This is a genomic window from Polaromonas jejuensis NBRC 106434 (assembly GCF_001598235.1).
GTDB classification, from domain to species: Bacteria; Pseudomonadota; Gammaproteobacteria; order Burkholderiales; family Burkholderiaceae_C; genus Polaromonas; species Polaromonas jejuensis.
The window spans coordinates 65,718-89,653 of record NZ_BCYO01000011.1; the positions used below are offsets into that span (position 1 = coordinate 65,718).

At 61.0% G+C, this 23,936-nt stretch carries 23 protein-coding genes and 1 other RNA gene; 14 read left to right on the plus strand and 10 right to left on the minus strand.

The window, feature by feature from the left end:
• Positions 1-14: 14 nt before the first annotated feature.
• From PJE01S_RS14065 to kdpF, 6 genes are all read right to left on the minus strand, one after another.
• Positions 15-197 (minus strand): hypothetical protein, encoded by a 183-nt coding sequence (locus tag PJE01S_RS14065; protein WP_068834262.1) that lies wholly within the window; start codon positions 195-197, stop codon positions 15-17.
• Entirely contained in the window at positions 181-519 is a 339-nt protein-coding gene (locus PJE01S_RS14070; RefSeq protein ID WP_068834263.1) for a hypothetical protein, read from the minus strand. The genes PJE01S_RS14065 and PJE01S_RS14070 overlap by 17 nt, the downstream gene beginning before the upstream one ends.
• Positions 520-529: 10 nt before the next feature.
• A complete protein-coding gene (gene kdpC, locus PJE01S_RS14075) occupies positions 530-1,102 on the minus strand; it encodes a potassium-transporting ATPase subunit KdpC (RefSeq protein WP_068834264.1) in 573 nt (190 codons plus the stop codon).
• Positions 1,103-1,111: 9 nt separating this feature from the next.
• On the minus strand, positions 1,112-3,394 hold the full coding sequence (gene kdpB / locus PJE01S_RS14080) for a potassium-transporting ATPase subunit KdpB (protein ID WP_084389546.1): 2,283 nt from the start codon (positions 3,392-3,394) through the stop codon (positions 1,112-1,114).
• A 25-nt stretch (positions 3,395-3,419) separates the two neighbouring features.
• On the minus strand, positions 3,420-5,219 hold the full coding sequence (gene kdpA, locus PJE01S_RS14085; protein WP_068834265.1) for a potassium-transporting ATPase subunit KdpA: 1,800 nt from the start codon (positions 5,217-5,219) through the stop codon (positions 3,420-3,422).
• A gap of 168 nt (positions 5,220-5,387) precedes the next feature.
• Entirely contained in the window at positions 5,388-5,486 is a 99-nt protein-coding gene (gene kdpF / locus PJE01S_RS14090; protein WP_068834266.1) for a K(+)-transporting ATPase subunit F, read from the minus strand.
• Positions 5,487-5,693: 207 nt separating this feature from the next.
• Between kdpF and PJE01S_RS14095 the strand changes: the two genes are divergently transcribed.
• Complete coding sequence (locus PJE01S_RS14095) at positions 5,694-5,969, plus strand: tyrosine-type recombinase/integrase (RefSeq protein ID WP_068834267.1); 276 nt, start codon at positions 5,694-5,696, stop codon at positions 5,967-5,969.
• Positions 5,970-6,074: 105 nt separating this feature from the next.
• On the opposite strand, the gene ssrA is transcribed toward PJE01S_RS14095, so the two are convergent.
• The 4 genes from ssrA to ompA form a co-directional block, all read right to left on the minus strand.
• Positions 6,075-6,461: a transfer-messenger RNA gene (gene ssrA, locus PJE01S_RS14100) on the minus strand.
• Positions 6,462-6,473: 12 nt separating this feature from the next.
• Positions 6,474-7,139: an HAD-IA family hydrolase gene (locus PJE01S_RS14105; protein ID WP_068834268.1), complete on the minus strand. Its 666-nt coding sequence runs from the start codon at positions 7,137-7,139 to the stop codon at positions 6,474-6,476.
• A gap of 41 nt (positions 7,140-7,180) precedes the next feature.
• Positions 7,181-7,888, minus strand: coding sequence for a bifunctional 2-polyprenyl-6-hydroxyphenol methylase/3-demethylubiquinol 3-O-methyltransferase UbiG (gene ubiG / locus PJE01S_RS14110; protein WP_068834269.1), 708 nt, complete (start codon positions 7,886-7,888; stop codon positions 7,181-7,183).
• A 68-nt stretch (positions 7,889-7,956) separates the two neighbouring features.
• A complete protein-coding gene (gene ompA, locus PJE01S_RS14115) occupies positions 7,957-8,592 on the minus strand; it encodes an outer membrane protein OmpA (RefSeq protein WP_068834270.1) in 636 nt (211 codons plus the stop codon).
• Between the two features lie 254 nt (positions 8,593-8,846).
• On the opposite strand from ompA, the gene gyrA reads away from it, so the two are divergent.
• The 13 genes from gyrA to PJE01S_RS14180 all read left to right on the plus strand — a co-directional run bounded on the left by gyrA (position 8,847) and on the right by PJE01S_RS14180 (position 23,884).
• Complete coding sequence (gene gyrA / locus PJE01S_RS14120) at positions 8,847-11,492, plus strand: DNA gyrase subunit A (RefSeq protein WP_068834271.1); 2,646 nt, start codon at positions 8,847-8,849, stop codon at positions 11,490-11,492.
• On the plus strand, positions 11,489-12,070 hold the full coding sequence (locus PJE01S_RS14125; RefSeq protein ID WP_068834272.1) for a DUF2059 domain-containing protein: 582 nt from the start codon (positions 11,489-11,491) through the stop codon (positions 12,068-12,070). Before gyrA ends, PJE01S_RS14125 begins: the two co-directional genes overlap by 4 nt.
• Complete coding sequence (gene serC / locus PJE01S_RS14130) at positions 12,067-13,173, plus strand: 3-phosphoserine/phosphohydroxythreonine transaminase (RefSeq protein ID WP_068834273.1); 1,107 nt, start codon at positions 12,067-12,069, stop codon at positions 13,171-13,173. Before PJE01S_RS14125 ends, serC begins: the two co-directional genes overlap by 4 nt.
• 1 nt (position 13,174) lies before the next feature.
• The gene (pheA, locus tag PJE01S_RS14135) at positions 13,175-14,257 is read left to right on the plus strand and encodes a prephenate dehydratase (protein ID WP_068834274.1); all 1,083 of its coding nucleotides are present in this window, start codon (positions 13,175-13,177) and stop codon (positions 14,255-14,257) included.
• A 60-nt stretch (positions 14,258-14,317) separates the two neighbouring features.
• Complete coding sequence (locus PJE01S_RS14140; RefSeq protein WP_068834275.1) at positions 14,318-15,196, plus strand: prephenate dehydrogenase; 879 nt, start codon at positions 14,318-14,320, stop codon at positions 15,194-15,196.
• Positions 15,197-15,206: 10 nt separating this feature from the next.
• The gene (locus PJE01S_RS14145; RefSeq protein ID WP_068834276.1) at positions 15,207-17,222 is read left to right on the plus strand and encodes a bifunctional 3-phosphoshikimate 1-carboxyvinyltransferase/cytidylate kinase; all 2,016 of its coding nucleotides are present in this window, start codon (positions 15,207-15,209) and stop codon (positions 17,220-17,222) included.
• Between the two features lie 151 nt (positions 17,223-17,373).
• Positions 17,374-19,059 carry a 30S ribosomal protein S1 gene (gene rpsA, locus PJE01S_RS14150; RefSeq protein WP_068834277.1) on the plus strand — a complete coding sequence of 562 codons (1,686 nt, stop codon included), beginning with the start codon at positions 17,374-17,376 and terminating at the stop codon, positions 19,057-19,059.
• 63 nt (positions 19,060-19,122) lie between these two features.
• Positions 19,123-19,437 (plus strand): integration host factor subunit beta, encoded by a 315-nt coding sequence (locus tag PJE01S_RS14155; RefSeq protein ID WP_068834278.1) that lies wholly within the window; start codon positions 19,123-19,125, stop codon positions 19,435-19,437.
• Between the two features lie 60 nt (positions 19,438-19,497).
• Positions 19,498-19,779: a LapA family protein gene (locus PJE01S_RS14160; protein WP_068834326.1), complete on the plus strand. Its 282-nt coding sequence runs from the start codon at positions 19,498-19,500 to the stop codon at positions 19,777-19,779.
• A complete protein-coding gene (lapB, locus tag PJE01S_RS14165; RefSeq protein WP_068834279.1) occupies positions 19,769-20,914 on the plus strand; it encodes a lipopolysaccharide assembly protein LapB in 1,146 nt (381 codons plus the stop codon). Before PJE01S_RS14160 ends, lapB begins: the two co-directional genes overlap by 11 nt.
• Positions 20,915-21,059: 145 nt before the next feature.
• Entirely contained in the window at positions 21,060-22,004 is a 945-nt protein-coding gene (gene rfaE1, locus PJE01S_RS14170) for a D-glycero-beta-D-manno-heptose-7-phosphate kinase (protein WP_084389548.1), read from the plus strand.
• Between the two features lie 126 nt (positions 22,005-22,130).
• Positions 22,131-23,138 carry an ADP-glyceromanno-heptose 6-epimerase gene (gene rfaD, locus PJE01S_RS14175; RefSeq protein WP_068834281.1) on the plus strand — a complete coding sequence of 336 codons (1,008 nt, stop codon included), beginning with the start codon at positions 22,131-22,133 and terminating at the stop codon, positions 23,136-23,138.
• A 92-nt stretch (positions 23,139-23,230) separates the two neighbouring features.
• Positions 23,231-23,884 carry a ComEA family DNA-binding protein gene (locus PJE01S_RS14180; RefSeq protein ID WP_245660780.1) on the plus strand — a complete coding sequence of 218 codons (654 nt, stop codon included), beginning with the start codon at positions 23,231-23,233 and terminating at the stop codon, positions 23,882-23,884.
• The last annotated feature ends 52 nt before the right edge of the window (positions 23,885-23,936 follow it).

Below are 23,936 nucleotides of genomic sequence, written 5' to 3' on the forward strand. Positions count from 1 at the left end.
TTGTTATCGGTCTTTCAAAGGTCGCGCCTAAAGGGTACCACCGGGGTAGCTTCTTTCGGGTCATCCAGGGTGGGCTCGTCGCCCCGGCGCCGCTTGGGCTTCACATCGCGGCCCGCGATCCACCAGGCCACACCAAACGGCAAGCCCAGCATGGCCAGCGCGCACAGGGCGCGCAGCAGGTCAGAGTCCAGGTTCATGGGTCAGCCCATGCCGCTGCAGGTGGCATCGCCACAATGTCAGGTGGCCGATCTCGCCATCCGGCACACAAGTCATGATGCGGTGCATCACCTCGTCCGCCCTGTGCGCCGGCAGCCGGATCTCCAGCCGGACCAGGTGCTCCTCCTGCCGGGGAATACAACGAAGGATGCCGGTGCCGGGGCAGTTGACCAGCGCACGGCGCACCAGCAAGGCGTGCAGGCTTTGAACCGTCACATCGAGCACCCTCCATTTCAGGCGGGCAGGCGACGGAGCAGCGGGAACGATGGCGCCAAACGATTCGCAGTAAGCGGCATAAGCCATGGCGGACCTCTTAGCGAAGCGTCTCCAGCGCCAGATTGAGCTTGAGCACATTGACCCGTGACTCGCCCAGGAAACCGGCCAGGGGCTTTTCGGTTTGCTGCTCGACGAGCGCCAGCACTTTTTCAGGAGCCAGTCCACGCGCCTTGGCCACGCGGGCGGCCTGGTAGCGGGCGGCGGCCGGGCTGATATGCGGATCCAGCCCGCTCGCCGAGGCCGTGACCAGGTCGACGGGCACCGGCGCCGTGTTGCCCGGATCGGCTGCCCGCAAGGCTTCCACACGGCCCTTGACAGCATCGACCAACGCGGGGTTCAGCGGGCCCAGATTGGAGCCGCTGGACGCTGCGGCGTTGTAAGGCATGGGCCCGGTGGCCGACGGCCGGCCCCAGAAGTGTTTGGGATCGCTGAAGTTTTGCCCGATCAGGCTGGCGCCCACCGGCTTGCCATCGCGCAGGATCAGGCCGCCGGCCGCCTGGTCCGGAAACAAGGCCTGGGCCACACCCGTGACGACAAGCGGATAGGCCACGCCGGTAATGAGGGTCAGCACGACAAATAGCACCAGTACGGGACGAAGAATGTTTTTCATGGATGTTCCTTAAACGAAGTTCATGGCCACCAGCAACAGATCGATGGCCTTGATGCCGATGAACGGCACAAGCAGCCCGCCCAGGCCGTAAATCAACAGGTTGCGGCGCAGCAGCGCGGCAGCACCCACGGCCCGGTACTTCACGCCCTTGAGCGCCAGCGGAATCAGGAACATGATGATCAACGCGTTGAAAATCACGGCCGACAAAATGGCCGACGAAGGACTGCCCAGGCGCATCACGTTGAGGGCCGCCAGCTGCGGATAGGTGGTCACGAAAATCGCCGGAATGATGGCGAAGTACTTGGCCACGTCGTTGGCAATCGAGAAGGTGGTGAGCGAGCCGCGCGTCATCAGCAAGGCCTTGCCGGTTTCCACCACTTCGAGCAGCTTGGTCGGGTTGGAATCGAGATCGACCATGTTGCCGGCTTCCCTGGCGGCTTGGGTGCCGCTGTTCATCGCCACCGCCACATCGGCCTGCGCCAATGCGGGTGCATCGTTGGTGCCATCGCCGGTCATGGCCACCAGCCGGCCTTCGGCCTGGTACTGGCGAATCAGCTTGAGCTTGTCTTCAGGCGTGGCCTCGGCCAGGAAGTCGTCGACGCCGGCCTCGGCGGCGATGGCGGCGGCCGTCAGCTTGTTGTCGCCGGTGATCATGACGGTCTTGATGCCCATGCGGCGCAACTCGCCAAAGCGTTCCTTGATGCCGCCCTTGACGATGTCCTTGAGCTCGATCACGCCGAGCACGCGGGTCGCGTCGCTGACCACCAGCGGCGTACTGCCGCGGCGCGCGACGCTGTCGACGGTCAGCTGCACTGCCGGCGGGAAGCTGCCGCCCAGCGATTCGACATGCTTGCGGATCGCGTCGGCCGCGCCCTTGCGCACCTGGCGCACCTCGACCGCCGTGGCCACGCCGCCGTCGCCCAACTCGGCTTCGCCACCCTTGACGATGTCCACGCCGCTCATGCGCGTTTGCGCCGAGAAGTGAACGAAGTGCGCGCCCAGGCTTTGCAGGTCGCGCTCGCGCAGGTTGAACTTCTGCTTGGCGAGCACGACGATGCTGCGGCCCTCGGGCGTCTCGTCGGCCAGCGACGCGAGTTGCGCGGTGTCGGCGAGTTCGCTCTCCTTCACGCCCAACGCGGGCAGGAAGGCCGAGGCCTGGCGATTGCCGAGCGTGATGGTGCCGGTCTTGTCGAGCAGCAGCACGTCCACATCGCCGGCCGCTTCGACCGCCCGGCCCGAGGTGGCGATCACGTTGGCCTGCATCATGCGGCTCATGCCCGCCACGCCTATGGCCGACAGCAGGCCGCCTATGGTGGTGGGAATCAGGCACACCAGCAGGGCCACCAGCGCGGTCATGCTCACCGCCGTGCCGGCCTTCACGGCCTCCACGCTGAAAATCGAATACGGCAGCAGCGTGACGGTCACGACCAGGAACACGATGGTCAGGGCCACCAGCAAAATGGTCAGCGCAATTTCATTCGGCGTCTTCTGGCGCTTGGCGCCCTCGACCATGCTGATCATGCGGTCCAGAAAGGACTCGCCCGGATTGACCGTGATGCGCGCCACCAGCCAGTCGGACAGCACGCGCGTGCCGCCGGTCACCGCCGAGAAGTCGCCGCCCGACTCGCGCACGACGGGGGCCGATTCGCCTGTGATGGCGCTCTCATCGACCGAGGCGACGCCTTCGATCACTTCGCCATCCAGCGGAACCGTGTCGCCGGCCTCGATCAGCACCACATCGCCCTTGCGCAAGTTTTCAGCCTGCTCCGGCAACCAGGACCTGTTGGCCCCCACGCTTGCCACTGCGTGTGCTGCGCTGCCCCCCGAGGGGGCTGTTTTGCCTTGGGGCGGCCCGGCGGCAAAACGCTCGCCGCGATGGGGTTCCTTGAGCTTCTTGGCCCAGGCGCTCTTTTTCAAGCCGCGCAGCGAGGCGGCCTGCGCCTTGCTGCGGCCCTCCGCCAGCGCTTCGGCGAAGTTGGCGAACAGCACGGTGAACCAGAGCCATATCGCCACGGCAAAGATAAAGCCCGCCGGCGCTTCACCCTTGCCCTGCAAGGCCTGCAGACCCAGCAAGGTTGTCAGGATGCTGCCGATATAGACAACAAACATCACCGGGTTGCGCCATTGCACGCGCGGACTCAGCTTGGCAAATGACGCCACGATGGCCGGTTTGAGCAGCACAGGATCCAGCAACACGAAAGACTTGCGCAAGCTCTGCCTGGTCACGGGATCCGCGACAGCCGGCTTGAGCGACGCAGTGTCCTGCAATGCGGAAGATTTTTGGGTATTCATAGTCATGACTCTTTTGCCTTGCGGCTTAATGGGCTGGCCACAGCATCAGGTGCTCGACCATGGGTCCCAGGGCGAGGGCCGGCACGTAATTGAGCAGGCCCACCAGCAGCACGGTGCCGATCAGCAGCGTCACGAACAGCGGGCCATGGGTAGGCATGGTGCCCGCGGTCACGGGCAGGCGTTTTTTGGCGGCCAGGCTACCTGCAATGGCCAGCACCGGCACGATCACCCCGAAGCGGCCCAGCCACATGACGGCGCCCAGCAGGGTGTTGTAGAACGGCGTGTTGGCAGACAGGCCCGCAAAGGCGCTGCCGTTGTTGTTGCCCGCCGAGGTCAGCGCATAAAGGACTTCGGAAAACCCGTGCGCACCAGGATTGGCAATCCCCGCCTTGCCGGCGCCCGCGAGCACGGCAAACGCCGCGCCGGCCAGCACCAGGATGGGCGTGACCAGAATGGCGATCGAAGTCAGCTTCATCTCATGCGACTCGATCTTCTTGCCCAGGTACTCGGGTGTGCGGCCAATCATCAGGCCGGCGATGAACACCGCCAGGATGGCAAAAATCAGCATGCCGTAGAGGCCGCTGCCGACGCCGCCGAACACGACTTCACCGAGCTGCATCATCACCAGGGGCACCATGCCGCCCAGCGGCGTGAAGGAGTCGTGCATGGCATTCACGGCACCGCAGGAGGCGGCGGTCGTGATCACGGCAAACAGGCTGGAGGCATTGATGCCGTAGCGCAGTTCCTTGCCCTCCATGTTGCCGCCGGATTGCAGCGCGCTTTGCGCCTGGTCAACGCCCAGCGGCGCCAGCAAGGGGTTGCCCGCCTGCTCGGCCGGAATGATGGCCACGACGGCAATGACAAACATCACGGTCATGGCGGCCAGCACGGCCCAGCCCTGGCGCATGTCGCCCACCGCACGGCCGAATGCAAAGCACAGCGCGGCCGGGATCAAAAAGATGGACAGCATCTGGAAGAAATTGCTCAGCGCCGTCGGGTTTTCGTACGGGTGGGCCGAGTTGGCATTGAAGAAACCGCCGCCGTTGGTGCCCAGCATCTTGATGGCTTCCTGCGACGCGACCGGGCCCATGGCCAGCGTCTGCTTGTCGGTCCTGGCGTCTTCCATGACCGGGTTGCCCTTGTCGTCTTTCAGCGCCTGGCCGTCGGGGCCGTTTTTAGGCTGCTGGTAGTTGGTGACCTCCAGTGTGCTCACGTCTTTATAAGCATCGAAATTCTGGATCACGCCCTGCCCCACCAGGAACACGGCAAACACCAGCGACAGCGGCACCAGCAGCCAGGCCGTGATGCGCGTGACGTCCACCCAGAAATTGCCGATCACGCGGCTGGAGCCTGCGGCAAACCCGCGAAACAGCGCAAACACAACGGCAATGGCCGTCGCCGCAGAGAAAAAGTTCTGCACCGACAGCGCCAGCATCTGCGTGAGATAGCTCATGGTGGACTCGGGGGTGTAGCCCTGCCAGTCGGTGTTGGTCACAAAACTGATGGCGGTGTTGAAAGCCGAGTCCGGCGACACGGCCGTCATGCCGGCCGGGTTGAGCGGCAGCCACACCTGCAGCCGCTGCAGCGCGTAAACAGCCACCATGCCGAGCGCATTGAAGGCCAGCAAAGCCAGCGCGTAGTGCGACCAGTGCATGGATTCCTCGGCATAGGTGCCTGCCAGGCGGTACAGCGGCGCCTCAACGCGCAACATCCAGCCCGGCAACTGGCCGGAACAAAGGCGTGCCAGCCAGATGCCCAGCGGCCAGGCGGCGACGCCCAAAATGCCGAGGTAGAGAGCCAACAGGCCCCACGAGGAGTTGGTCATAAGGCCCCCACGCTTGCGGCCAAGGCCGCTACGCTGCCCCCAAGGGGGCTGAGTGCCGCGGCTCCGAGCCTGCCTGCGCAGGCTGGGACGGCATGCAGAAATGCGGCGTCCTGCAGCATGGCGGCCTGCAAGGCTGAGCTTGCTTGAAGCGGTTCTGCGCGGCGTTCATCAAAACTCCTCGGCGCAGATCAGCGCATAGACCAGGTAGGCCAGCAGCATGACGGCGCAAACGCCACCGAAGCCATACAAAACTTCGAGGCTGATCATGAACGGCCTCCTTCCGGTTTTTCGAGCTTTTGAAAGCCCCAGACCAGCAAGACCATCAGGCCCCACAGCAGGGCGCCACCCAAGACAAAGGGAATATCCATGAACCTTCTCCAACGTAACAACGATGGAAGAAGCGTAGGTTTTGGCGCGTAAAAACGGGGATGAGATTTGCCCACCGGCCGTAAAAAAAACGTAAAGGCGCAATGCATGGAGCAAGCGCTCCGCATTACGGCTTTACGAGCGGATCAAATGATCAACATGGCGAGTGCCGATAAAACGATCCGCTACCAGGGGATTCGCGATCCGTATCAGGTGCGGCACACCTTCGCCACCGCCCTGCTAAAGGCCGGCACCAATCCCTGGCACGTGGCGCGGCAACTCGGCCACGTCGATGTGCAGATGGTTTTTAAAATTTACGGGGAATTCATTCCGCAGGACTACCAGAAGCCGAAGGTGCAGCGGCGGGTTGTCGGGAATAACTGAATTTGCGTGCGATTCACGTGCGAAACGAACGCCAATAAACGCCAATTTGAGGCGGTTTAACCGAATCACCGCCAATGGTCTTTCATTGGCGGTGATGGTCTTTTATGGTGGAGCTGGGGGGATTTGAACCCCCGTCCGCAAGCCTTTTTCGAGCAGATCTACATGTTTAGCGGTCTGTTTTAAGTCTCGCCACCTGTGTCGCGCAGTCGCACGCTACACAGGACGCCAGCACCCTATTTTCTCGCCCCGGGTTAAGGTACCCAGCCCGGAGCCAGCCGATAAAATTATCTTTACAGCCGGGAGCCCCTAACTTGCGCTAAAGACCCCTTGCCCAGCCTATCGGCCTGCTGTTGTAAAGCTCACTGGCAATTAAGCAGCGAGTGCGAAACGTTCGTCGTTTGCAGTTAGTTTGTTTTAGTCAGTTTTACGAGCACACTAAGCTCGACATGCACCACATCGCGTCCGAACCCACGTCGAAACCAATGCAGCCCCATACCCGATAGTTTAAGCCATCTGCAGCAAATTCAAGAGTGATGCCGGAGAAACAATAGTGGCATCCGCCTTCCAGTCCCGGGTATCGGCCGTCGCGCCCAGATAGCCGTAGGCAGCCGCCACCGTAGGCATGCCGGCAGCGCGCCCGGCAACAATGTCCCGCTCATCATCCCCCACGTAAACGCATCGCCCTGGCGCCAGCTCGAGTTGGCGCGCAGCCTCCAGCAAAGGGGCAGGATGCGGTTTGGCGTGCGGCGTCGTATCCCCACTGACGATCGTCCGGGCGGTACTGAACAAGGCCATGGCCCTGGTCAGCGGCACCGTGAAGCGGGCGGATTTATTGGTCACCACGCCCCACTTGAGACCGGCCTGATCAATCCGGGCTATCAGGTCCGCCACGCCGTCAAACACATAGGTTTGCTCGGTCATGCGGGCTTCGTAATTGGAAAAAAACTCTTCTTTCAGCGCACCAAAGTCGGCATCGTCGGGTGTCAAGCCAAAGGCCACAGCAATCATTCCGCGGGCGCCGGCACCGGCCATGGGTCGGTAGTGCCACAAGGGAAGCGACGACAGACCGCGATCGGTACGCATCTTGTCGGCCGCCGCACCCAGGTCGGGGGCACTGTCGATCAGGGTGCCGTCGAGGTCGAACAACACGGCGTCGATGTTTTTGAACATAGTGGAAAGCGGCAAAAGCGGAAATAAGGTATTCAGTCGTCTCAGTACTTCTGGGTAGCGAGCAGGTAATTCACGCTGGTGTCGGCGCTGAGCCAATAGTGGCGCGTCAGCGGGTTATATTCCATCCCCCGGGTCAGCTGCAGATTCAGGCCCGCAGCGCGGCAGTATGCCGCCAGCTCGCTCGGTCTGATCAATTTGGCGTATTCATGGGTGCCGCGGGGCAGCATATTAAGAACGTATTCCGCCCCAACGATGGCAAACAGAAAGGCTTTGGCGTTGCGGTTGATGGTGGAAAAGAAAACATATCCACCAGGCTTGACCAGCGCAGCGCAGGCTTTGACGACTGAAGAGGGGTCAGGCACATGCTCCAGCATTTCCATGCAAGTGACCACATCAAAACTGCCGGGCTGCTCGACAGCCAGCGCCTCGGCACTCACTTCCCGGTACTGAACGCCTTCAGTGCAAGCTTCAAGCGCGTGAAGCTGGGCGACCTTCAGGGCCTTTGTAGCCAGATCGATGCCCAAGACATCGGCGCCTTTGCGAGCCATGGAGTCGGCCAGAATGCCGCCGCCACACCCCACATCCAGCACCCGCTTTCCGCTTAATGGCGCCAGGCTGTCTATCCAGCCGAGCCTAAGCGGGTTGATCTGGTGCAAGGGACGGAATTCGCTTTCCGTATCCCACCATCGATGGGCGAGATCAGAAAATTTCGCCAGTTCGGCGGGGTCGAAGTTATCGGTCGTAGACATGAGAGCAATTATCGTTCGGGCATAAAAAAACCGCGCCAAGGCGCGGTTTTTAAGCGATCCCGAGAGGATTACTTGTTGGCGCGGGTACCAACCACTTCGATTTCCACGCGACGGTTTTTCGCACGGCCTTCAGCGGTCTTGTTGTCAGCAACAGGCTGCTTCTTGCCCTTGCCTTCGGTGTAAACGCGGTTTTTCTCGATGCCCTTGGACACCAGATAAGCCTTGACGGCTTCCGAGCGGCGAACCGACAACTTCTGGTTGTAGGAATCGCTACCGACGGAATCGGTATGACCCACGGCAATGATCACTTCCAGGTTGATGTCCTTGATCTTGCCAACCAGATCGTCCAGCTTGGCTTTGCCTTCTGGCTTGATCACGGACTTGTCGAAGTCAAAGAAAGCGTCAGCAGCGTAGGTAACTTTGGTTGCGGCAGGAGGAGCAACTGGGGCAGGCGCTGGAGCGGCGGCTGCAGGAGCGGCGGCGGCAGGAGCAGGAGCTGCTACGACAGGAGCAATTGCACCATCGCAACCTGGAGCTGCGGTAGCAGGCGTCCAGTTGGCATCGCGCCAGCACAATTCATTGGTACCGTTTTTCCAGACCAACTCATTGCTGCCGTTTTTCCAGTTGTCGATAGTTTGTGCACCAGCGGCGGTAACAAGCGCTGCGGAAGCAAACAACATTGCCACTTTGTTGAGTTTCTTCATGGTTCTCCTCTAGAGAAAAGCCGCAGACTTGCTGCGATTAGTAATTTACACGCCGTAAGTGACCATCACTCAAAGCGTTACATCAATTGTGCCATAGCCTCATGGGGCATCAAAGACGCTAGCGACTTCGTCTGACAGAGATTCAAGATTCTTTATCATTTGTTGCTACATAGCCACAAAGTGGCACTTTTAACTCAAGCCTTAAAATCATTGGCTTCCCTCAAGAAATCTTGAAAATCCCAACCAGGCCTCTCATGACCCAGTTCGCCAAAGAAACCCTGCCCATCAGTCTTGAAGAGGAAATGCGAAGAAGCTATCTCGATTACGCGATGAGCGTGATCGTCGGCCGAGCGTTGCCCGATGCGCGGGATGGCCTCAAGCCGGTGCATCGGCGCGTGCTGTTTGCCATGCACGAACTGAACAACGACTGGAACCGGCCGTACAAAAAATCCGCCCGTATCGTTGGCGACGTGATAGGTAAATACCACCCGCATGGCGACAGCGCGGTGTATGACACCATCGTGCGCATGGCCCAGGACTTCTCGCTGCGCCATATGCTGGTGGATGGCCAGGGTAACTTCGGCTCGGTCGATGGCGACGGCGCCGCGGCGATGCGGTACACGGAAATCCGTCTCGCCAAAATTGCCCACGAATTGCTGGCGGACCTCGACAAGGAAACCGTCGACTTCGGCCCCAACTACGATGGCAGCGAGCAGGAACCGCTGGTCATGCCGACCCGGCTGCCCAACCTGCTGGTCAACGGCTCCAGCGGTATCGCTGTGGGTATGGCCACCAACATTCCGCCGCACAACCTGAATGAAGCGGTGGATGCCTGCCTCTACCTGCTGAAGAACCCCGAAGCTTCCATCGATGAACTGATGGAGATCATCCCGGCACCGGACTTCCCCACCGGCGGCATCATTTACGGCATCAACGGCGTCAAGGATGGCTACCGCACAGGCCGTGGCAAGGTGGTGATGCGCGCCAAATGCCACTTCGAGGACATCGACAAGGGCCAGCGCCAGTCCATCATCGTTGATGAACTGCCTTACCAGGTCAACAAAAAGACGCTTCAGGAGCGCATGGCCGAGCTCGTCCACGAGAAAAAAATCGAGGGCATCAGCCACATTCAGGATGAGAGCGACAAGTCCGGCATGCGCCTGGTCATCGATCTCAAGCGTGGCGAAGTGCCCGAAGTGGTGCTGAACAACCTGTACAAACAGACCCAGCTGCAAGACACATTCGGCATCAACATGGTGGCGCTGATCAACGGCCAGCCCAAACTGTGCAACCTGAAAGACCTGATTCAGGTCTTTCTGTGGCACCGCCGCGAAGTAGTAACACGCCGCACGATCTTCATTCTGCGCAAAGCGCGTGAACGCGGCCATGTGCTGGAAGGCCTGGCGATCGCGCTGGGCAATATCGACGAATTCATCGCCATCATCCGCAATGCGCCCACACCACCGGTGGCGAAAGCCGAGCTGATGAATCGCACCTGGGACAGCAAGCTGGTGCGTGAGATGCTCACCCGTACCCGCGCCGACGGCGGCGTGGTGAATGCCGACGACTACCGCCCCGATGGGCTCGAAAAAGAATTTGGCATGGGCAGCGATGGCCTCTACAGGCTCTCCGACACGCAGACCCAGGAAATTCTGCAGATGCGCCTGCAGCGCCTGACGGGCCTGGAGCAGGACAAGATCGTGGCCGAATACAAGGAAGTCATGGCCGAGATCGACGACCTGCTCGACATCCTGGCCAAGCCGGAGCGGGTGTCCATCATCATTGGAGAAGAGCTCACGGCCATCAAGCTCGAATTTGGCCAAACCAAGCTGGGCGCGCGGCGCAGCCAGATTGAACACAGCTCGTTTGACCTCAGCACGGAAGACCTGATCACCCCTACCGACATGGTGGTGACGCTCTCGCACACCGGCTACATCAAGAGCCAGCCCCTCTCGGAATACCGCGCCCAAAAGCGCGGGGGCCGAGGCAAACAGGCGACGGCGACCAAGGACGACGACTGGGTCGACCAGCTGTTCATCGCCAACACGCACGATTACATCCTGTGCTTTTCCAACCGGGGCCGGCTCTACTGGCTCAAGGTATGGGAAGTTCCTGCGGGCTCGCGCGGTTCGCGCGGCCGGCCGATTGTCAATATGTTCCCCTTGCAGGAGGGTGAAAAAATCACGGTGGTGCTGCCACTGACCGGCGAGAAGCGCAGCTTCCCGGCGGATCAATATGTGTTCATGGCGACCTCCATGGGCACCGTCAAGAAGACAACACTGAACGAATTCAGCAATCCCCGCAAGGCCGGCATCATTGCCGTGGACCTGGACGATGGAGACTATCTGATCGGTGCGGCCCTCACCGATGGCCAGCACGACGTAATGCTGTTCAGCGATGGCGGCAAGGCCGTACGTTTTGATGAAAATGATGTGCGGCCCATGGGCCGTAACGCCCGGGGCGTACGCGGCATGATGCTGGAAGAGGGCCAGGGTGTCATCGCCATGCTGGTGGCAGAAGATGAGCAGCAAAGTGTGTTGACAGCCACCCAGAATGGTTATGGCAAGCGCACCTCCATCACCGAATACACGCGCCATGGCCGCGGCACCAAGGGCATGATCGCCATCCAGCAAAGCGAGCGCAATGGCAAGGTCGTTGCGGCGACGCTGGTTCACACCGACGATGAAATCATGCTCATCACCGACAAGGGTGTGCTGGTTCGTACGCGCGTCAGCGAAATCCGCGAGATGGGCAGGGCCACCCAGGGCGTGACGCTCATTGGCCTCGACGAAGGCTCACAATTGAGTGGCCTCCAGCGCATCGTCGAGAATGACGCCACGCTCGACGACACCGAAACCGACGCCGGCAAAGACGCCTCCAACCCGGAAAGCAATTCATGAAAAAACTGATCACCACGATGGCAATCACGGCTCTTGCTGGCCTTGCCAGTTCCACCGCGCTTCATGCGCAGACGCCAGATGCAAAAACCGAATGGGCAACGAAAGTTGTCGCCCTTCAACAGGGTCCTGAACTTGACCGGCTGGTGGCCCAACTTGCAGGCAGCACAACCCAGGACCTGATCGCCAATTGGGGCCCGAAACTCGAAGCGAATGTGCCCAAGGCCAAACAGCAAAAGGCCTCGGAAGAACTGAATGTCGAGCTCAAGAAATATACCCAGGACACCAACCAGCTGATTGGCAAGCAGGTCAAAAAAGTGAGCACAGACGTGCTGGTACCGGCGTATGCAGAGCGCTTCACCCTGGAAGAGCTCAAACAGATCGCCGCGTTTTTTGAATCCCCGGCCATCAAGAAATACCAGACCACGGCGCCAGAACTTGGCAATGTCTTCATCCAGAAACTGATCGACGCGTCGCGCGCCGATGTGCAGGCGCGCGCCAAGCAGTTCGATGACGCGGCGCTCAAAATTGTCGGCAGCGCTCCTGCGGCACCCGCGGCGGGCAAGCCGGCCAAGAAATGACCCGGCCTTTCAATTTTTCGGCCGGCCCCGCCAATTTGCCTGAGGAGGTTTTACAGCAGGCGGCCGCCGAAATGCTGGACTGGCACGGCAGCGGCATGGGCGTCATGGAGATGAGCCACCGCGGCAAGGAATTCATCTCCATTTACGAAAATGCAGAGGCCGATTTTCGGTCGCTGATGGCCGTCCCGAACAACTTCAAGATCCTGTTCATGCAGGGCGGCGGGCTCGCAGAAAATGCGATTGTTCCGCTCAATCTTTCACGCGGCGCTTCGGCGGACTTCATCGTGACCGGCAGCTGGAGCGACAAGTCGCAAAAGGAAGCGCGCAAATACTGCGACGTGCAGGTTGCCGCCACCAATGAAAGCAGCGGCCACACCAGCCTGCCGGCTGCAGCCACCTGGCAGCTGCGGCGCGAGGCCAGCTATGTGCACGTTTGCACCAACGAAACCATACACGGCGTGGAGTTTCATGCCCTGCCTGACCTGAAGGCCCTGGGAAGCGATGCGCCGCTGGTCATCGATTTCTCCTCCCATGTGGCATCCAGGCCGGTCGACTGGTCCAGGGTTGGCCTGGCTTTTGGCGGCGCGCAGAAAAACCTGGGGCCTGCCGGGGTGACCCTGGTGGTTGTGCGTGAAGATTTGCTCGGCCATGCGCTGCCCGCATGCCCCAGCGCCTTCAACTACAAAATCGTGGCCGACAGCGAATCCATGTACAACACGCCGCCGACGTATGCCATCTATATCGCCGGCCTCACCTTTCAATGGCTCAAGCGCCAGAAGGAAGGCGAGTTGGCAGGCATCGCCGCCATGGAACAGCGCAACCAGACCAAGGCACAGCGACTTTATGAGGCCATCGACCAGTCCCAGTTCTATGTGAACAAGGTCGACAAGGAATGCCGCTCACGCATGAACGTGCCCTTTTTCCTGCGTGACGAATCGCGCAATGAGGCCTTCCTCGCTGGTGCAAAAATGCGCGGCCTGTTGCAGCTCAAGGGCCACAAATCCGTCGGCGGCATGCGCGCCAGCATCTACAACGCCATGCCGATGGCGGGCGTCGAGGCGCTGATTGACTACATGCAAGAATTCGAACAAAAACTCGCCTGAAATGACTGCCAAACTTGCCGATTTGCGCGCCCGGATTGACGCCCTGGACAAAGAACTGCTAACCCTCCTGAACCGCCGCGCGCAGGTCGCCGAGCAGGTCGGCGAAGTGAAAAAGCATGAAGGTTCGTCCTTCTTCCGCCCCGACCGGGTCGCTCAGGTGATCGAGAAGATTCAGCAGGCCAACCAGGGCCCGCTGAAAAATGAACATGTGGCGGCCGTCTGGCGTGAAATCATGTCGGCCTGCCTGGCGCTTGAAGCACCGATGCGTGTGGCCTATTTGGGCCCGGCAGGCACCTTCAGCGAAGAGGCCGTTCTGCAGTTTTTCGGCGCCAGCATCGAGCATGTGGCCTGCCCCAGCATCGATGAAGTGTTTCGTGCTACCGCAGCCGGTAGCGCCTCTTATGGCGTGGTGCCTCTGGAAAACTCCAATGAGGGCGTGGTCGCGCGCTCACTGGACCTGCTGCTGAACACGCCGCTGCACATCGTGGGCGAAGTCAGCCTGATGATCAAGCACAATCTGTTGCGTCAGTCCGACTCCCTGGAGGGCATCGAGGCGGTGTATGCACATCCCCAAGCCTTGGCGCAATGCCAGGGCTGGCTGAGCAAGCACCTGCCCCATGCGGAACGCCGGGCAGCATCGAGCAACGCTGAAGGCGCCCGCCTGGCCACGACGAACCCCGCCTGGGCCGGCATCGCCAGTGAGCGCGCGGCCAACCTGTTCAGCCTGCACGTGGCCGCCCCCGCCATTCAGGACGATGCCTTCAACCGCACGCGCTTTGCCGTCATCTGCCTGCCGCAGACGCTGCCAACGCCACCCGCCTCGGGCAAGGATTGCATCAGCCTGGTGGTGTCTGTGCCCAACCGTCCGGGCGCCGTGCACGACCTGCTGGTTCCGCTCAAGACCCACGGCGTTTCCATGACCCGCTTCGAATCGCGTCCGGCCCGCTCCGGCCAGTGGGAATACTATTTTTATATCGACCTGCAAGGCCATCCATCGCAGGGCCACGTCAAAGCGGCGCTGGCTGATCTGCAGCAGCTTTGCGCGTTTTACAAAGTCCTGGGGGTCTATCCCGTCAGCGATTGATGCGGGTTGATCCGGAAATGTCGGCTTCATGCAACGATTACAACAACATCAGATCACTTCATGTTTGAACAATTAGGTCTCATTGGGTGCGGCCTGATGGGTGGCTCATTTGCACTGGCGCTCAAGCGAGCCGGCCTGGTCAAACGCATCGTCGGTTACAGCAAGTCGCCCTCCACCACGGAACGCGCCCGCCAGATGGGCGTGATCGACGTGGAAGCGCCCTCCGCCCTGCTGGCGGTTTCGGGTGCCGATATCGTGCTGCTGGCCGTGCCGGTGTCGGCCACCGAAGCCACCTTCAAGGCCATCCGCCACCTGGTGGGGCCCAACACGCTGGTCATGGATGTGGGCTCCACCAAACGCGATGTCGTCGATGCAGCCAGGCGCGTCCTGCGCGACAGCGTCGGTTCCTTTGTGCCATGTCACCCCATCACCGGCAAGGAGGTCTCCGGCGTCGAACACGCCGACGTGGATCTTTACACCGGCAAGCAGGTCATCCTGACACCCATTGAGCGCACCCTCACCGCGCAGCTGCAAAAGGCCAGCGATGTATGGACAGCCCTGGGCTGCCACGTGATCAAGATGTCGCCGCAGGCACACGATGCGGCCTACGCAGCGGTCAGTCACCTGCCGCACCTGATTGCGTTCGCCCTGATCAACGGCATCATGGGCCAGGACCATGGCAAAGACTACATGTCGCTGGCCGGTCCCGGCTTTCGTGACTTCACCCGCATTGCGGCCAGCGATCCGCAGATGTGGCGCGACATCCTGATCGCCAACCGCGAAGAACTGCTGGCGCAGTCCAAAATTTTCCAGCAAACCCTGCAGTCCCTCGAACAGCTGATTTCCAGCGGCAGCGGTGATGTGCTGGAGGTCCTGATCGAGCAAGCCAGTGAGTCGCGCGCCCACTGGCGCATGTCCTCGCACAAATCACAAAAGTAAGCCACGGCCCATGTTCGATACTGAATTCCTGGATATTCCACCGCTGGCCAGGGCAGGAGGCACGGTACGGCTGCCTGGCTCCAAAAGCATTTCCAACCGCGTCCTGCTGCTGGCCGCCCTGAGCGAGGGCGAAACCACGGTGCATGACCTGCTGGCCTCCGACGACACGGCCGTGATGCTGACGGCGCTAAAGCGGCTGGGCTGCAGCGTCAGGCAGGACGGCGATACCGCGGTGATTGGCGGACTCGGTGGCCGGCTCGTGCAGCGCAAGGCCACGCTGTTCATGGGCAATGCCGGCACGGCCATGCGGCCGCTGACCGCCGCGCTGGCCCTGCTGGGCGGAGAATTCGAACTGTCGGGTGTGCCGCGCATGCACGAGCGCCCTATCGGCGACCTGGTCGATGCGCTCAGGCAACTCGGCTGTGCCATCGACTACATCGGCAACGAAGGCTTTCCGCCACTGCGCCTGCGTCCCGGACAGCTGAAACTGGATGCGCCAATTCAGGTGCGCGGCGATGTTTCAAGCCAGTTTCTGACGGCCCTGCTGATGGCGCTGCCGCTGGTGGCCAGCCGCGACATTCAAATCGACGTGGTGGGCGAACTGATTTCCCGCCCCTACATCGAGATCACGCTCAACCTGCTCAAACGCTTCGGCATCCATGTCCAGCGCCCGGCGGGTGCAGACAGCTGGCAGCGCTTTACCATTCCGGCCGGCAGCCGCTACCAGTCGCCGGGGGAAATCCACGTCGAAGGCGACGCCTCTTCTGCTAGCTATTTCATAGCACTTGGCGCAATTGCAGAGAGCGCTGCAGGCCAAAATAGCATAGAAATCCTGGGTGTGGGCGCAGACTCCATTCAGGGCGATATCCGCTTCGTGGAAGCCGCCCGTTTGATGGGCGCGCAGATCGACAGCAGCCCCAACTCGCTGCGCATTTCGCGCGGCAAGCCGGGCCAGGGATGGCCGCTCAAGGCCATCGATCTGGACTGCAACCACATCCCCGATGCGGCCATGACCCTGGCCGTGATGGCGCTTTACGCCGACGGCACCACCACCTTGCGCAATATCGCCAGCTGGCGCGTCAAGGAAACCGACCGCATCGCCGCGATGGCCTGCGAGCTGCAAAAACTGGGCGCCACGGTGGAAGAGGGGGCGGATTACCTCAAGATCACGCCGCCGGCGCAGCGCGCCGACTGGAAAACCGCCCCGATTCACACCTACGACGACCACCGGGTGGCCATGTGCTTCTCGCTGGCGGCCTTCAACCCGGCGCAGTTGCCGGTCCGGCTTCTTGATCCCAAGTGCGTCGCCAAGACCTTCCCGGACTACTTCGAAGCCCTGTTTGCTGTGACCGAAGCCGACACCGCGTGCATTCCCGTGATTTGCGTGGACGGCCCGACGGCTTCCGGCAAGGGCAGCCTTGCCGCCTTGACCGCCCAGCGACTCGGTTACCACTTTCTCGATTCAGGCGCCCTGTACCGCGTCAGCGCCTTTGCCGCGACGCGTGCCGGCGTTTCGCTGGATGATGCTGCCGGTGTGGCACGGATTGCACGCGCCCTGCCGGTCCAGTTCGAGGGTGACCGCGTTTTCCTGGCGGACGAAGACGTTTCAGAGGCCATCCGTACCGAAGCCGGGGGTATGGCCGCCTCAAAAGTATCAGCCCACCCCGAGGTTCGGGCTGCCTTGCTGGCGCTCCAGCACGGGTTCCGCCAACTGCCTGGCCTGGTGGCCGACGGCCGGGACATGGGAACCATCGTATTTCCCGATGCCCCGCTCAAAATATACCTGACAGCGAGCGCCCGGCACCGCGCCGAACGCCGGCATAAGCAATTGATTTCAAAGGGAAATTCGACTACAATTGTGAGGATTCAGCAAGATCTAGAGGCCAGGGATGCCCGCGACATGTCCAGGCCAGTCGCTCCTCTGAAACCTGCTGATGACGCCCGCCTGCTGGACAACTCTGATTTGTCGATTGAAGAATCGGCCGACCAGGTGATTGGCTGGTGGCAAGGCACCCGGCCCTTCTGACCCCCGACGCGCACCCTGCGCTTGGGTCAGCAGGTTCCCTAACGTAACCCGCGGTCTTATCACTCGTTTGCCCGCACAAAACCGCCGCAAGCAGCTATAAAAACAATAGCAATTTCGCTATTGGAACCCTGTTCTGTGGATTAGGAAAATCATGTCTGAATCTTTTGCCGACCTGTTTAACGAATCGCTGCAACGCTCTGAAATGCGTTCCGGTGAAGTCATTACCGCTGAAGTCGTTCGCATTGACCACAACCATGTGGTCGTCAACGCCGGACTCAAATCCGAGGCTTATGTCCCCCTCGAAGAATTCAAAAACGACCAGGGCGAACTCGAAGTCCAGGTTGGCGATTTTGTTTCCGTGGCCATCGACTCCGTTGAAAACGGCTATGGCGACACCCTGCTCTCCCGCGACAAGGCCAAGCGCCTGGCATCGTGGATGAGCCTGGAAAAAGCCCTGGAATCCGGCGAATTCGTCACCGGCCAGACCAGCGGCAAGGTCAAGGGCGGCCTGACCGTCCTCGTCAACGGCATCCGCGCCTTCCTGCCCGGCTCGCTCATCGACACCCGCCCCATCAAGGACTTGTCTCCCTACGAGAACAAGACCATGGAATTCAAGGTCATCAAGCTCGACCGCAAGCGCAACAACGTGGTGCTGAGCCGCCGCGCCGTGGTGGAAGCCAGCATGGGCGAAGAACGCGCCAAGCTGATGGAAACCCTGAAGGAAGGCTCAGCCGTCAAGGGCGTCGTCAAGAACATCACCGAATACGGTGCCTTCGTTGACCTCGGCGGTATTGACGGCCTGCTGCACATCACCGACATGGCATGGCGCCGCGTGCGTCACCCATCCGAAGTGGTGACCGCTGGCCAGGAAATCGTGGCCAAGATCCTGAAGTTCGACACCGAGAAAAACCGCGTGTCCCTGGGCCTGAAGCAAATGGGCGACGACCCATGGATGGGCGTGAACCGCCGCTACCCGCAAGGCACGCGCCTGTTCGGCAAGATCACCAACATCGCCGACTACGGCGCGTTTGTGGAACTCGAGCCCGGCATCGAAGGCCTGGTGCACGTGTCTGAAATGGACTGGACCAACAAGAACGTCGCGCCAAGCAAGCTCGTGGCCCTGGGCGACGAAGTCGAAGTCATGGTTCTGGAAATCGACGAAGACAAGCGCCGCATCAGCCTGGGCATGAAGCAGTGCAAGGCCAACCCCTGGCAGGAATTTGCCCAGGAAACCAAGCGCGGCGACCGCGTCAAGGGCCCGATCAAGTCGATCACCGACTTCGGCGTGTTCGTGGGTCTGGCTGCCGGTATCGACGGCCTGGTGCACCTGTCCGACCTCTCGTGGAACGAACCCGGCGAAGCCGCCGTTCGCAACTACAAGAAGGGCCAGGAAGTCGAGGCGATTGTGCTGGCTGTCGACGTCGACCGCGAGCGCATCTCCCTGGGCATCAAGCAGCTCGATTCCGACCCGTTCACCACCTTCGTGTCGATCAACGACAAGGGCGCGATTGTGACCGGCAAGGTCAAGACGGTTGACGCCAAGGGCGCCGAGATCGATCTGGGCGAAGACATCATTGGCTACCTGCGCGCCAGCGAAATCAGCCGCGACCGCGTTGAAGACGCACGCAACGTGCTGAAGGAAGGCGACGAAGTGTCTGCCGTCGTGGTGAACGTGGATCGCAAGACCCGCAACATCCAGCTCTCGGTGAAAGCCAAGGACAACGCCGACCAGCAGGAAGCCATGGCCAACCTGAGCCAGCAGTCCTCGCGTGAAAACGCCGGCCTGACCAACCTGGGCGCCCTGCTGCGCGCCAAGCTGGACAACAACGAGAAGTAAAGTAACCACGCAGCGGTGCGCCTCGCCTCCGGGCGGATTGCACCGCTGTCCCGTTATTGATCCATGACCCGAAGCGATCTTGTCGAAGAACTGGCAGCCCGATTCAGCCAGCTGACGCACCGCGATGCCGAATATGCCGTCAAGACCATTCTTGATGCCATGGGCAACGCATTGGTGCGTGGCCACCGGATTGAAATCAGGGGTTTTGGCAGCTTCTCCATCAACCGGCGTCCGCCCCGCATGGGCCGGAACCCCCGGTCCGGAGAAAGTGTCGCCATCCCTGAAAAGCGGGTGCCTCATTTCAAACCGGGCAAGGCATTGCGGGAAGCCGTCGATGCACGTACCCAGGAATTGCTGGCGGTCACGGACCCCAAATAAGGCCTTCAGGCGTCCCTCTATGGGCTGGCTACAATCGCCTGACCACTAGGGGGATTGCCCGTGAAATACCTGATGTGGCTGCTCAAAGCAGCCATTTTTTTTACACTCTTTGCCTTTGCACTGAACAACCAGCAAACGGTTGCGGTGTATTTCTTTTTTGGCACCTTGTGGCAAGCGCCTCTGGTGCTGGTTGTTCTGGCGGCTTTCGCCTGCGGGCTGGCGCTGGGTGTTTTAGTCATGATGCCGCGCTGGTGGAAAAAGCGCAAAGCGGCACAACACCACCCGTCCGGCGCGCCTACGCCCCTGTCTGACAACCCCTCCTCGCTTCACAATGGAATTTGACTTCACCTGGGTTCTGCTCGGGTTTCCGATCGCCTTCACGCTGGGCTGGCTGGCCTCTCGGCTGGACCTGCGGCAACTGCGCATAGAAAACCGTCAGGCGCCCAAGGCTTACTTCAAGGGCCTGAACTTCCTGCTCAACGAGCAGCAGGACCAGGCCATCGACGCCTTTATTGAAGCCGTCCAGAACGATCCCGACACCTCCGAACTGCATTTCGCGCTGGGCAACCTGTTTCGCCGCCGCGGCGAATACGAGCGCGCCGTCAGGGTGCACGAGCATCTGATGTCACGCGGCGACCTGACCCAGCCCGAACGCGACCGTGCCCAGCATGCGCTGGCGCTGGACTTTCTCAAGGCCGGACTGCTGGACCGCGCCGAGACCGCGCTGCGCAAACTCGAAGGCACGTCCTTTGAAGAAGAAGCCCGGCTTGCGCTGCTGTCCATTTACGAGCGCTCCCGCGACTGGGCCAATGCCACCGAAATTGCAGCGAGGCTGGGCAGCTCCAGCCATGGCAGCTTCAGCACCCGCCAGGCCCACTACCTGTGCGAGCAGGCCAGCGCCGCTGCCGCTGCGGGCGATACCGCCAAGGCGCTGAACACCCTGCGCGAAGCCGCTGCCATGGCGCCCGCGGCAACCCGCCCGCTGATTGACCTGGCCAAGCTGCAAAACCAGTTGGGACAGCCCCAGGACGCGTTGCAGACCTTGCTCAAACTGAAAGAAGTGGCGCCACAGGGCCTGCCGCTGGCCGCCGGCCTGCTGGCCAACCTGGCCCAGAGCAGTGGCCAGCAGCAAACCGCGCAGGACCTCTTGAAGGCCAGCTATGCGCAAAGCCCCTCGATTGATGTGATCGAGGCCATCGTCAAGCTTGAAAAAGATCCCGCCGCAGCCCGGCAATGGTATGTGCAGCATCTGGAGCGCCACACCTCCCTGGTCGCGGCCAGCAAATGGATTGCCGGCGAAAAGCTGGAAGATGAACACCATCACGCGCTGGTGCAGCGCGCCCTGGACCAGGCCACCAAACCCCTGATGCGCTACCGCTGCGCGGCCTGCGGCTTTGAGGCCACCCAGCATTTCTGGCACTGCCCGGGCTGCCAGGCCTGGGACAGCTACCCGACACGCCGCATTGAAGAGCTGTGAGTATGAACACCCCCGTGGCTGCGCTTCGCTCCGCCTCCCCCCTTGCAGGGGGCGACACCTGCGGCCCGGCGAAGCCGGTTCCGCGGTGCCCACTGGAACAGATAAAGCGGTACCGCAGCGCTGATCCGTTTTAGAACAAGCAGACATGACAACACTTTTAACCTTATCCCCTGAACAGATTGCCAAGGCTCGCGTGCTGGTGGTGGGCGACGCCATGCTGGACCGCTACTGGTACGGTGCGGTGGACCGCATCTCACCCGAGGCGCCGGTTCCCGTGGTTCGCGTGACGCGTACCGAGGAGCGCATTGGTGCCGCCGCCAACGTGGCCTACAACATCGTGACGCTCGGCGCCCAGGCTTCACTGCTGAGCGTGGTCGGCGATGATGAGGCCAGCCACCAGCTGGAGGCCCTGGTGGCCAAGACCGGCATCACCCCCTACTTCGGCCGCGACGCGCAGCTCAAAACGACCGTCAAGCTGCGCGTGATCGGGCGCCAGCAGCAGTTGCTGCGCCTTGATTTCGAGAACACGCCCGAAAACGAAGTGCTCGCCTCGCAATCCGCCACCTTTGAAAAACTGCACCCCCTGCACGACGCAGTGCTGTTTTCAGATTACGGCAAGGGCGGCCTGGCCCACATCGTGTCCATGATTGCCCAGGCACGCGCCGCCGGCCAGGTGGTGCTGGTCGATCCCAAAGGCTCGGACTATGCCCGCTACAAAAATGCCAGCGTCCTCACCCCCAACCGTGCCGAGCTGGAACATGTGATTGGTCCCTGGCGCGATGAGGCCGACCTGTGCACCAAGGCCCACAACCTGCGGACCACCCTCAATCTGGAGGCTCTGCTGCTGACCCGCAGCGAAGAAGGCATGACCCTGTTTGATGCCCAGGGCGAACTGCACGTCCCCGCCGTGGCCCGTGAAGTGTTTGATGTCACCGGCGCCGGCGACACCGTGATCGCGACGCTGGCGACCATGAGCGCCACCGGCATGAGCCTGCGCGATGCCGTGCCGATTGCCAACCGCGCCGGCGGCATCGTGGTGGGCAAGTTCGGCACCGCCACGGTCAACTACAACGAACTCTTCGCCGCCTGAAGCGAACGGCTCACCGCAACCCAAGGAATTCCCCATGAAAATCGTAGTCACCGGCGCCGCCGGCTTTAGCTCCGGCATAACTTGCCAGGGCAAGTCAGCCTCCTCTGAAACCCGCAGGAGCCAATCATGAAAATCGTTGTTACGGGCGCTGCGGGTTTTATCGGCAGCAATTTGATCAAGGGGCTTAACGCCCGCGGCATTGACGACATCATTGCCGTCGATGACCTGACGCATGGCGACAAATTCCGCAACCTCGCCGACCTGAAGATTGCGGACTACGTCGATGCCGACGACTTTTACGACCTGTTTGCCGAAGGGGCCTATGGCCAGGTCGAGGCCGTGTTCCACGAGGGCGCTTGCAGCGACACCATGGAGCTTGACGGCAAGTACATGATGGACAACAACTACACTCTGTCCTGTGAACTGTTTCACGCCTGCCAGGATCAGGGCACGCGTCTGCTGTACGCCTCATCGGCCGCCACTTACGGCGGCTCGGCCACCTTCCGCGAATCACCCGAGTTCGAAGCGCCGCTCAATGTCTACGGCTACTCCAAGCTGCTGTTTGACCAGCGCATGCGGCGCGAGCTGGGCACCCAGTTTGAAAAGGCCAGCACCCAGGTTGCCGGCTTTCGCTACTTCAATGTCTATGGCCCGCGCGAACAACACAAGGGCCGCATGGCCAGCGTGGCGTTTCACCAGTTCAACCAGTTCCAGGCCGAGGACAAGGTCAAGCTGTTTGGTGAATACGGCGGTTATGGCGCCGGTGGCCAGATGCGTGACTTCGTCTTCATTGACGACGTCGTGGCCGTCAACCTCTGGTTTCTGGACCACCCTGAAAAATCCGGCATTTTCAACCTTGGCACCGGCCGGGCCCAGCCCTTCAATGACGTCGCCATCACCGTCGTCAACACCTTGCGCAAGGCCCGCAACGAGGCCCCGCTGAGCCTTGAAGATGCCGCACATGGCGGCCTGATTGACTACATCGCCTTCCCGGAGGCGCTGGTCGGCAAGTACCAAAGCTACACCCAGGCCGACCTGAGCGCCCTGCGCGCAGCGGGTTGCCAGCATGCGTTTGCTGACGTTCAAACCGGTGTGACGGCCTACATGGAATGGCTGAACCGCGTGAAAAGCTAGGGTATTCCTACCCAAAAGCCGGACTATGAAGTCAACCAGTTGGAAGCCGGGCCGTTGTTAGAACGTACATTCCGATTCAGCGGGATGTTTACATGCCTGGTTCAATCCCAACTTTGAGGAGCTTTCTGATGTTCAAGAAATTTCTGGCATTTATCGCCGCCATGTACATGGCCGTGTCTTTCGCTGCTGTAGACGTCAACAAGGCCACCCCGGCCGAACTCGACGGCGTCAAGGGCATTGGCCCCGTTATCTCGAGCAAGATTGTGGAAGAACGCAAAAAAGGTGATTTTAAGGACTGGGCTGACTTGGAGAAACGCGTTTCCGGTATCAAAGACAAAAAATCTGCAGCCCTGTCGGACAGCGGTCTGACGGTCAACGGCGCTACCTACAAAGGTGCGGCAGCACCTGCTGCAGCCAAGAAGGACGAAAAGACAGCGGCCAAGGCTGAAGAGAAAAAACCTGAAACCAAGCCTGCCGCCGCCGCAGTAGCCGCCGCACCCGCCGCCGCGGCATCAATGGCCAAGGAAGAGAAAAAGGACCCCAAGGCTGAAGCCAAGATGAAGGCCGATGAGGCCAAGGCCAAAAAAGACGCCGACAAAAAGGCCAAGGCTGACGAAAAGAAGAAAAAAGCTGAAGAAGCCAAGATGAAGGCCGACGCTGACAAGGCCGCCAAAGCCGATGCCAAGAAAGCCAAAAGCAACGGCAAGGCTGATGCCGCCAAGCCGGCTGCAAGCGCCGCGAAATAACAGTCTCATCGCTTTTTACAGCAACCCGCTTCGGCGGGTTTTTTGTTCCTCC

Excerpts from the sequence above, each read along its gene's own strand:
- PJE01S_RS14065 (WP_068834262.1), bottom strand. The coding sequence starts at position 197 with ATGAACCTGGACTCTGACCTGCTGCGCGCCCTGTGCGCGCTGGCCATG.
- PJE01S_RS14070 (WP_068834263.1), bottom strand. The coding sequence starts at position 519 with ATGGCTTATGCCGCTTACTGCGAATCGTTTGGCGCCATCGTTCCCGCT.
- kdpC (WP_068834264.1), bottom strand. The coding sequence starts at position 1,102 with ATGAAAAACATTCTTCGTCCCGTACTGGTGCTATTTGTCGTGCTGACC.
- kdpB (WP_084389546.1), bottom strand. The coding sequence starts at position 3,394 with ATGAATACCCAAAAATCTTCCGCATTGCAGGACACTGCGTCGCTCAAG.
- kdpA (WP_068834265.1), bottom strand. The coding sequence starts at position 5,219 with ATGACCAACTCCTCGTGGGGCCTGTTGGCTCTCTACCTCGGCATTTTG.
- kdpF (WP_068834266.1), bottom strand. The coding sequence starts at position 5,486 with ATGATCAGCCTCGAAGTTTTGTATGGCTTCGGTGGCGTTTGCGCCGTC.
- PJE01S_RS14095 (WP_068834267.1), top strand. The coding sequence starts at position 5,694 with ATGGAGCAAGCGCTCCGCATTACGGCTTTACGAGCGGATCAAATGATC.
- PJE01S_RS14105 (WP_068834268.1), bottom strand. The coding sequence starts at position 7,139 with ATGTTCAAAAACATCGACGCCGTGTTGTTCGACCTCGACGGCACCCTG.
- ubiG (WP_068834269.1), bottom strand. The coding sequence starts at position 7,888 with ATGTCTACGACCGATAACTTCGACCCCGCCGAACTGGCGAAATTTTCT.
- ompA (WP_068834270.1), bottom strand. The coding sequence starts at position 8,592 with ATGAAGAAACTCAACAAAGTGGCAATGTTGTTTGCTTCCGCAGCGCTT.
- gyrA (WP_068834271.1), top strand. The coding sequence starts at position 8,847 with ATGACCCAGTTCGCCAAAGAAACCCTGCCCATCAGTCTTGAAGAGGAA.
- PJE01S_RS14125 (WP_068834272.1), top strand. The coding sequence starts at position 11,489 with ATGAAAAAACTGATCACCACGATGGCAATCACGGCTCTTGCTGGCCTT.
- serC (WP_068834273.1), top strand. The coding sequence starts at position 12,067 with ATGACCCGGCCTTTCAATTTTTCGGCCGGCCCCGCCAATTTGCCTGAG.
- pheA (WP_068834274.1), top strand. The coding sequence starts at position 13,175 with ATGACTGCCAAACTTGCCGATTTGCGCGCCCGGATTGACGCCCTGGAC.
- PJE01S_RS14140 (WP_068834275.1), top strand. The coding sequence starts at position 14,318 with ATGTTTGAACAATTAGGTCTCATTGGGTGCGGCCTGATGGGTGGCTCA.
- PJE01S_RS14145 (WP_068834276.1), top strand. The coding sequence starts at position 15,207 with ATGTTCGATACTGAATTCCTGGATATTCCACCGCTGGCCAGGGCAGGA.
- rpsA (WP_068834277.1), top strand. The coding sequence starts at position 17,374 with ATGTCTGAATCTTTTGCCGACCTGTTTAACGAATCGCTGCAACGCTCT.
- PJE01S_RS14155 (WP_068834278.1), top strand. The coding sequence starts at position 19,123 with ATGACCCGAAGCGATCTTGTCGAAGAACTGGCAGCCCGATTCAGCCAG.
- lapB (WP_068834279.1), top strand. The coding sequence starts at position 19,769 with ATGGAATTTGACTTCACCTGGGTTCTGCTCGGGTTTCCGATCGCCTTC.
- rfaE1 (WP_084389548.1), top strand. The coding sequence starts at position 21,060 with ATGACAACACTTTTAACCTTATCCCCTGAACAGATTGCCAAGGCTCGC.
- rfaD (WP_068834281.1), top strand. The coding sequence starts at position 22,131 with ATGAAAATCGTTGTTACGGGCGCTGCGGGTTTTATCGGCAGCAATTTG.
- PJE01S_RS14180 (WP_245660780.1), top strand. The coding sequence starts at position 23,231 with ATGCCTGGTTCAATCCCAACTTTGAGGAGCTTTCTGATGTTCAAGAAA.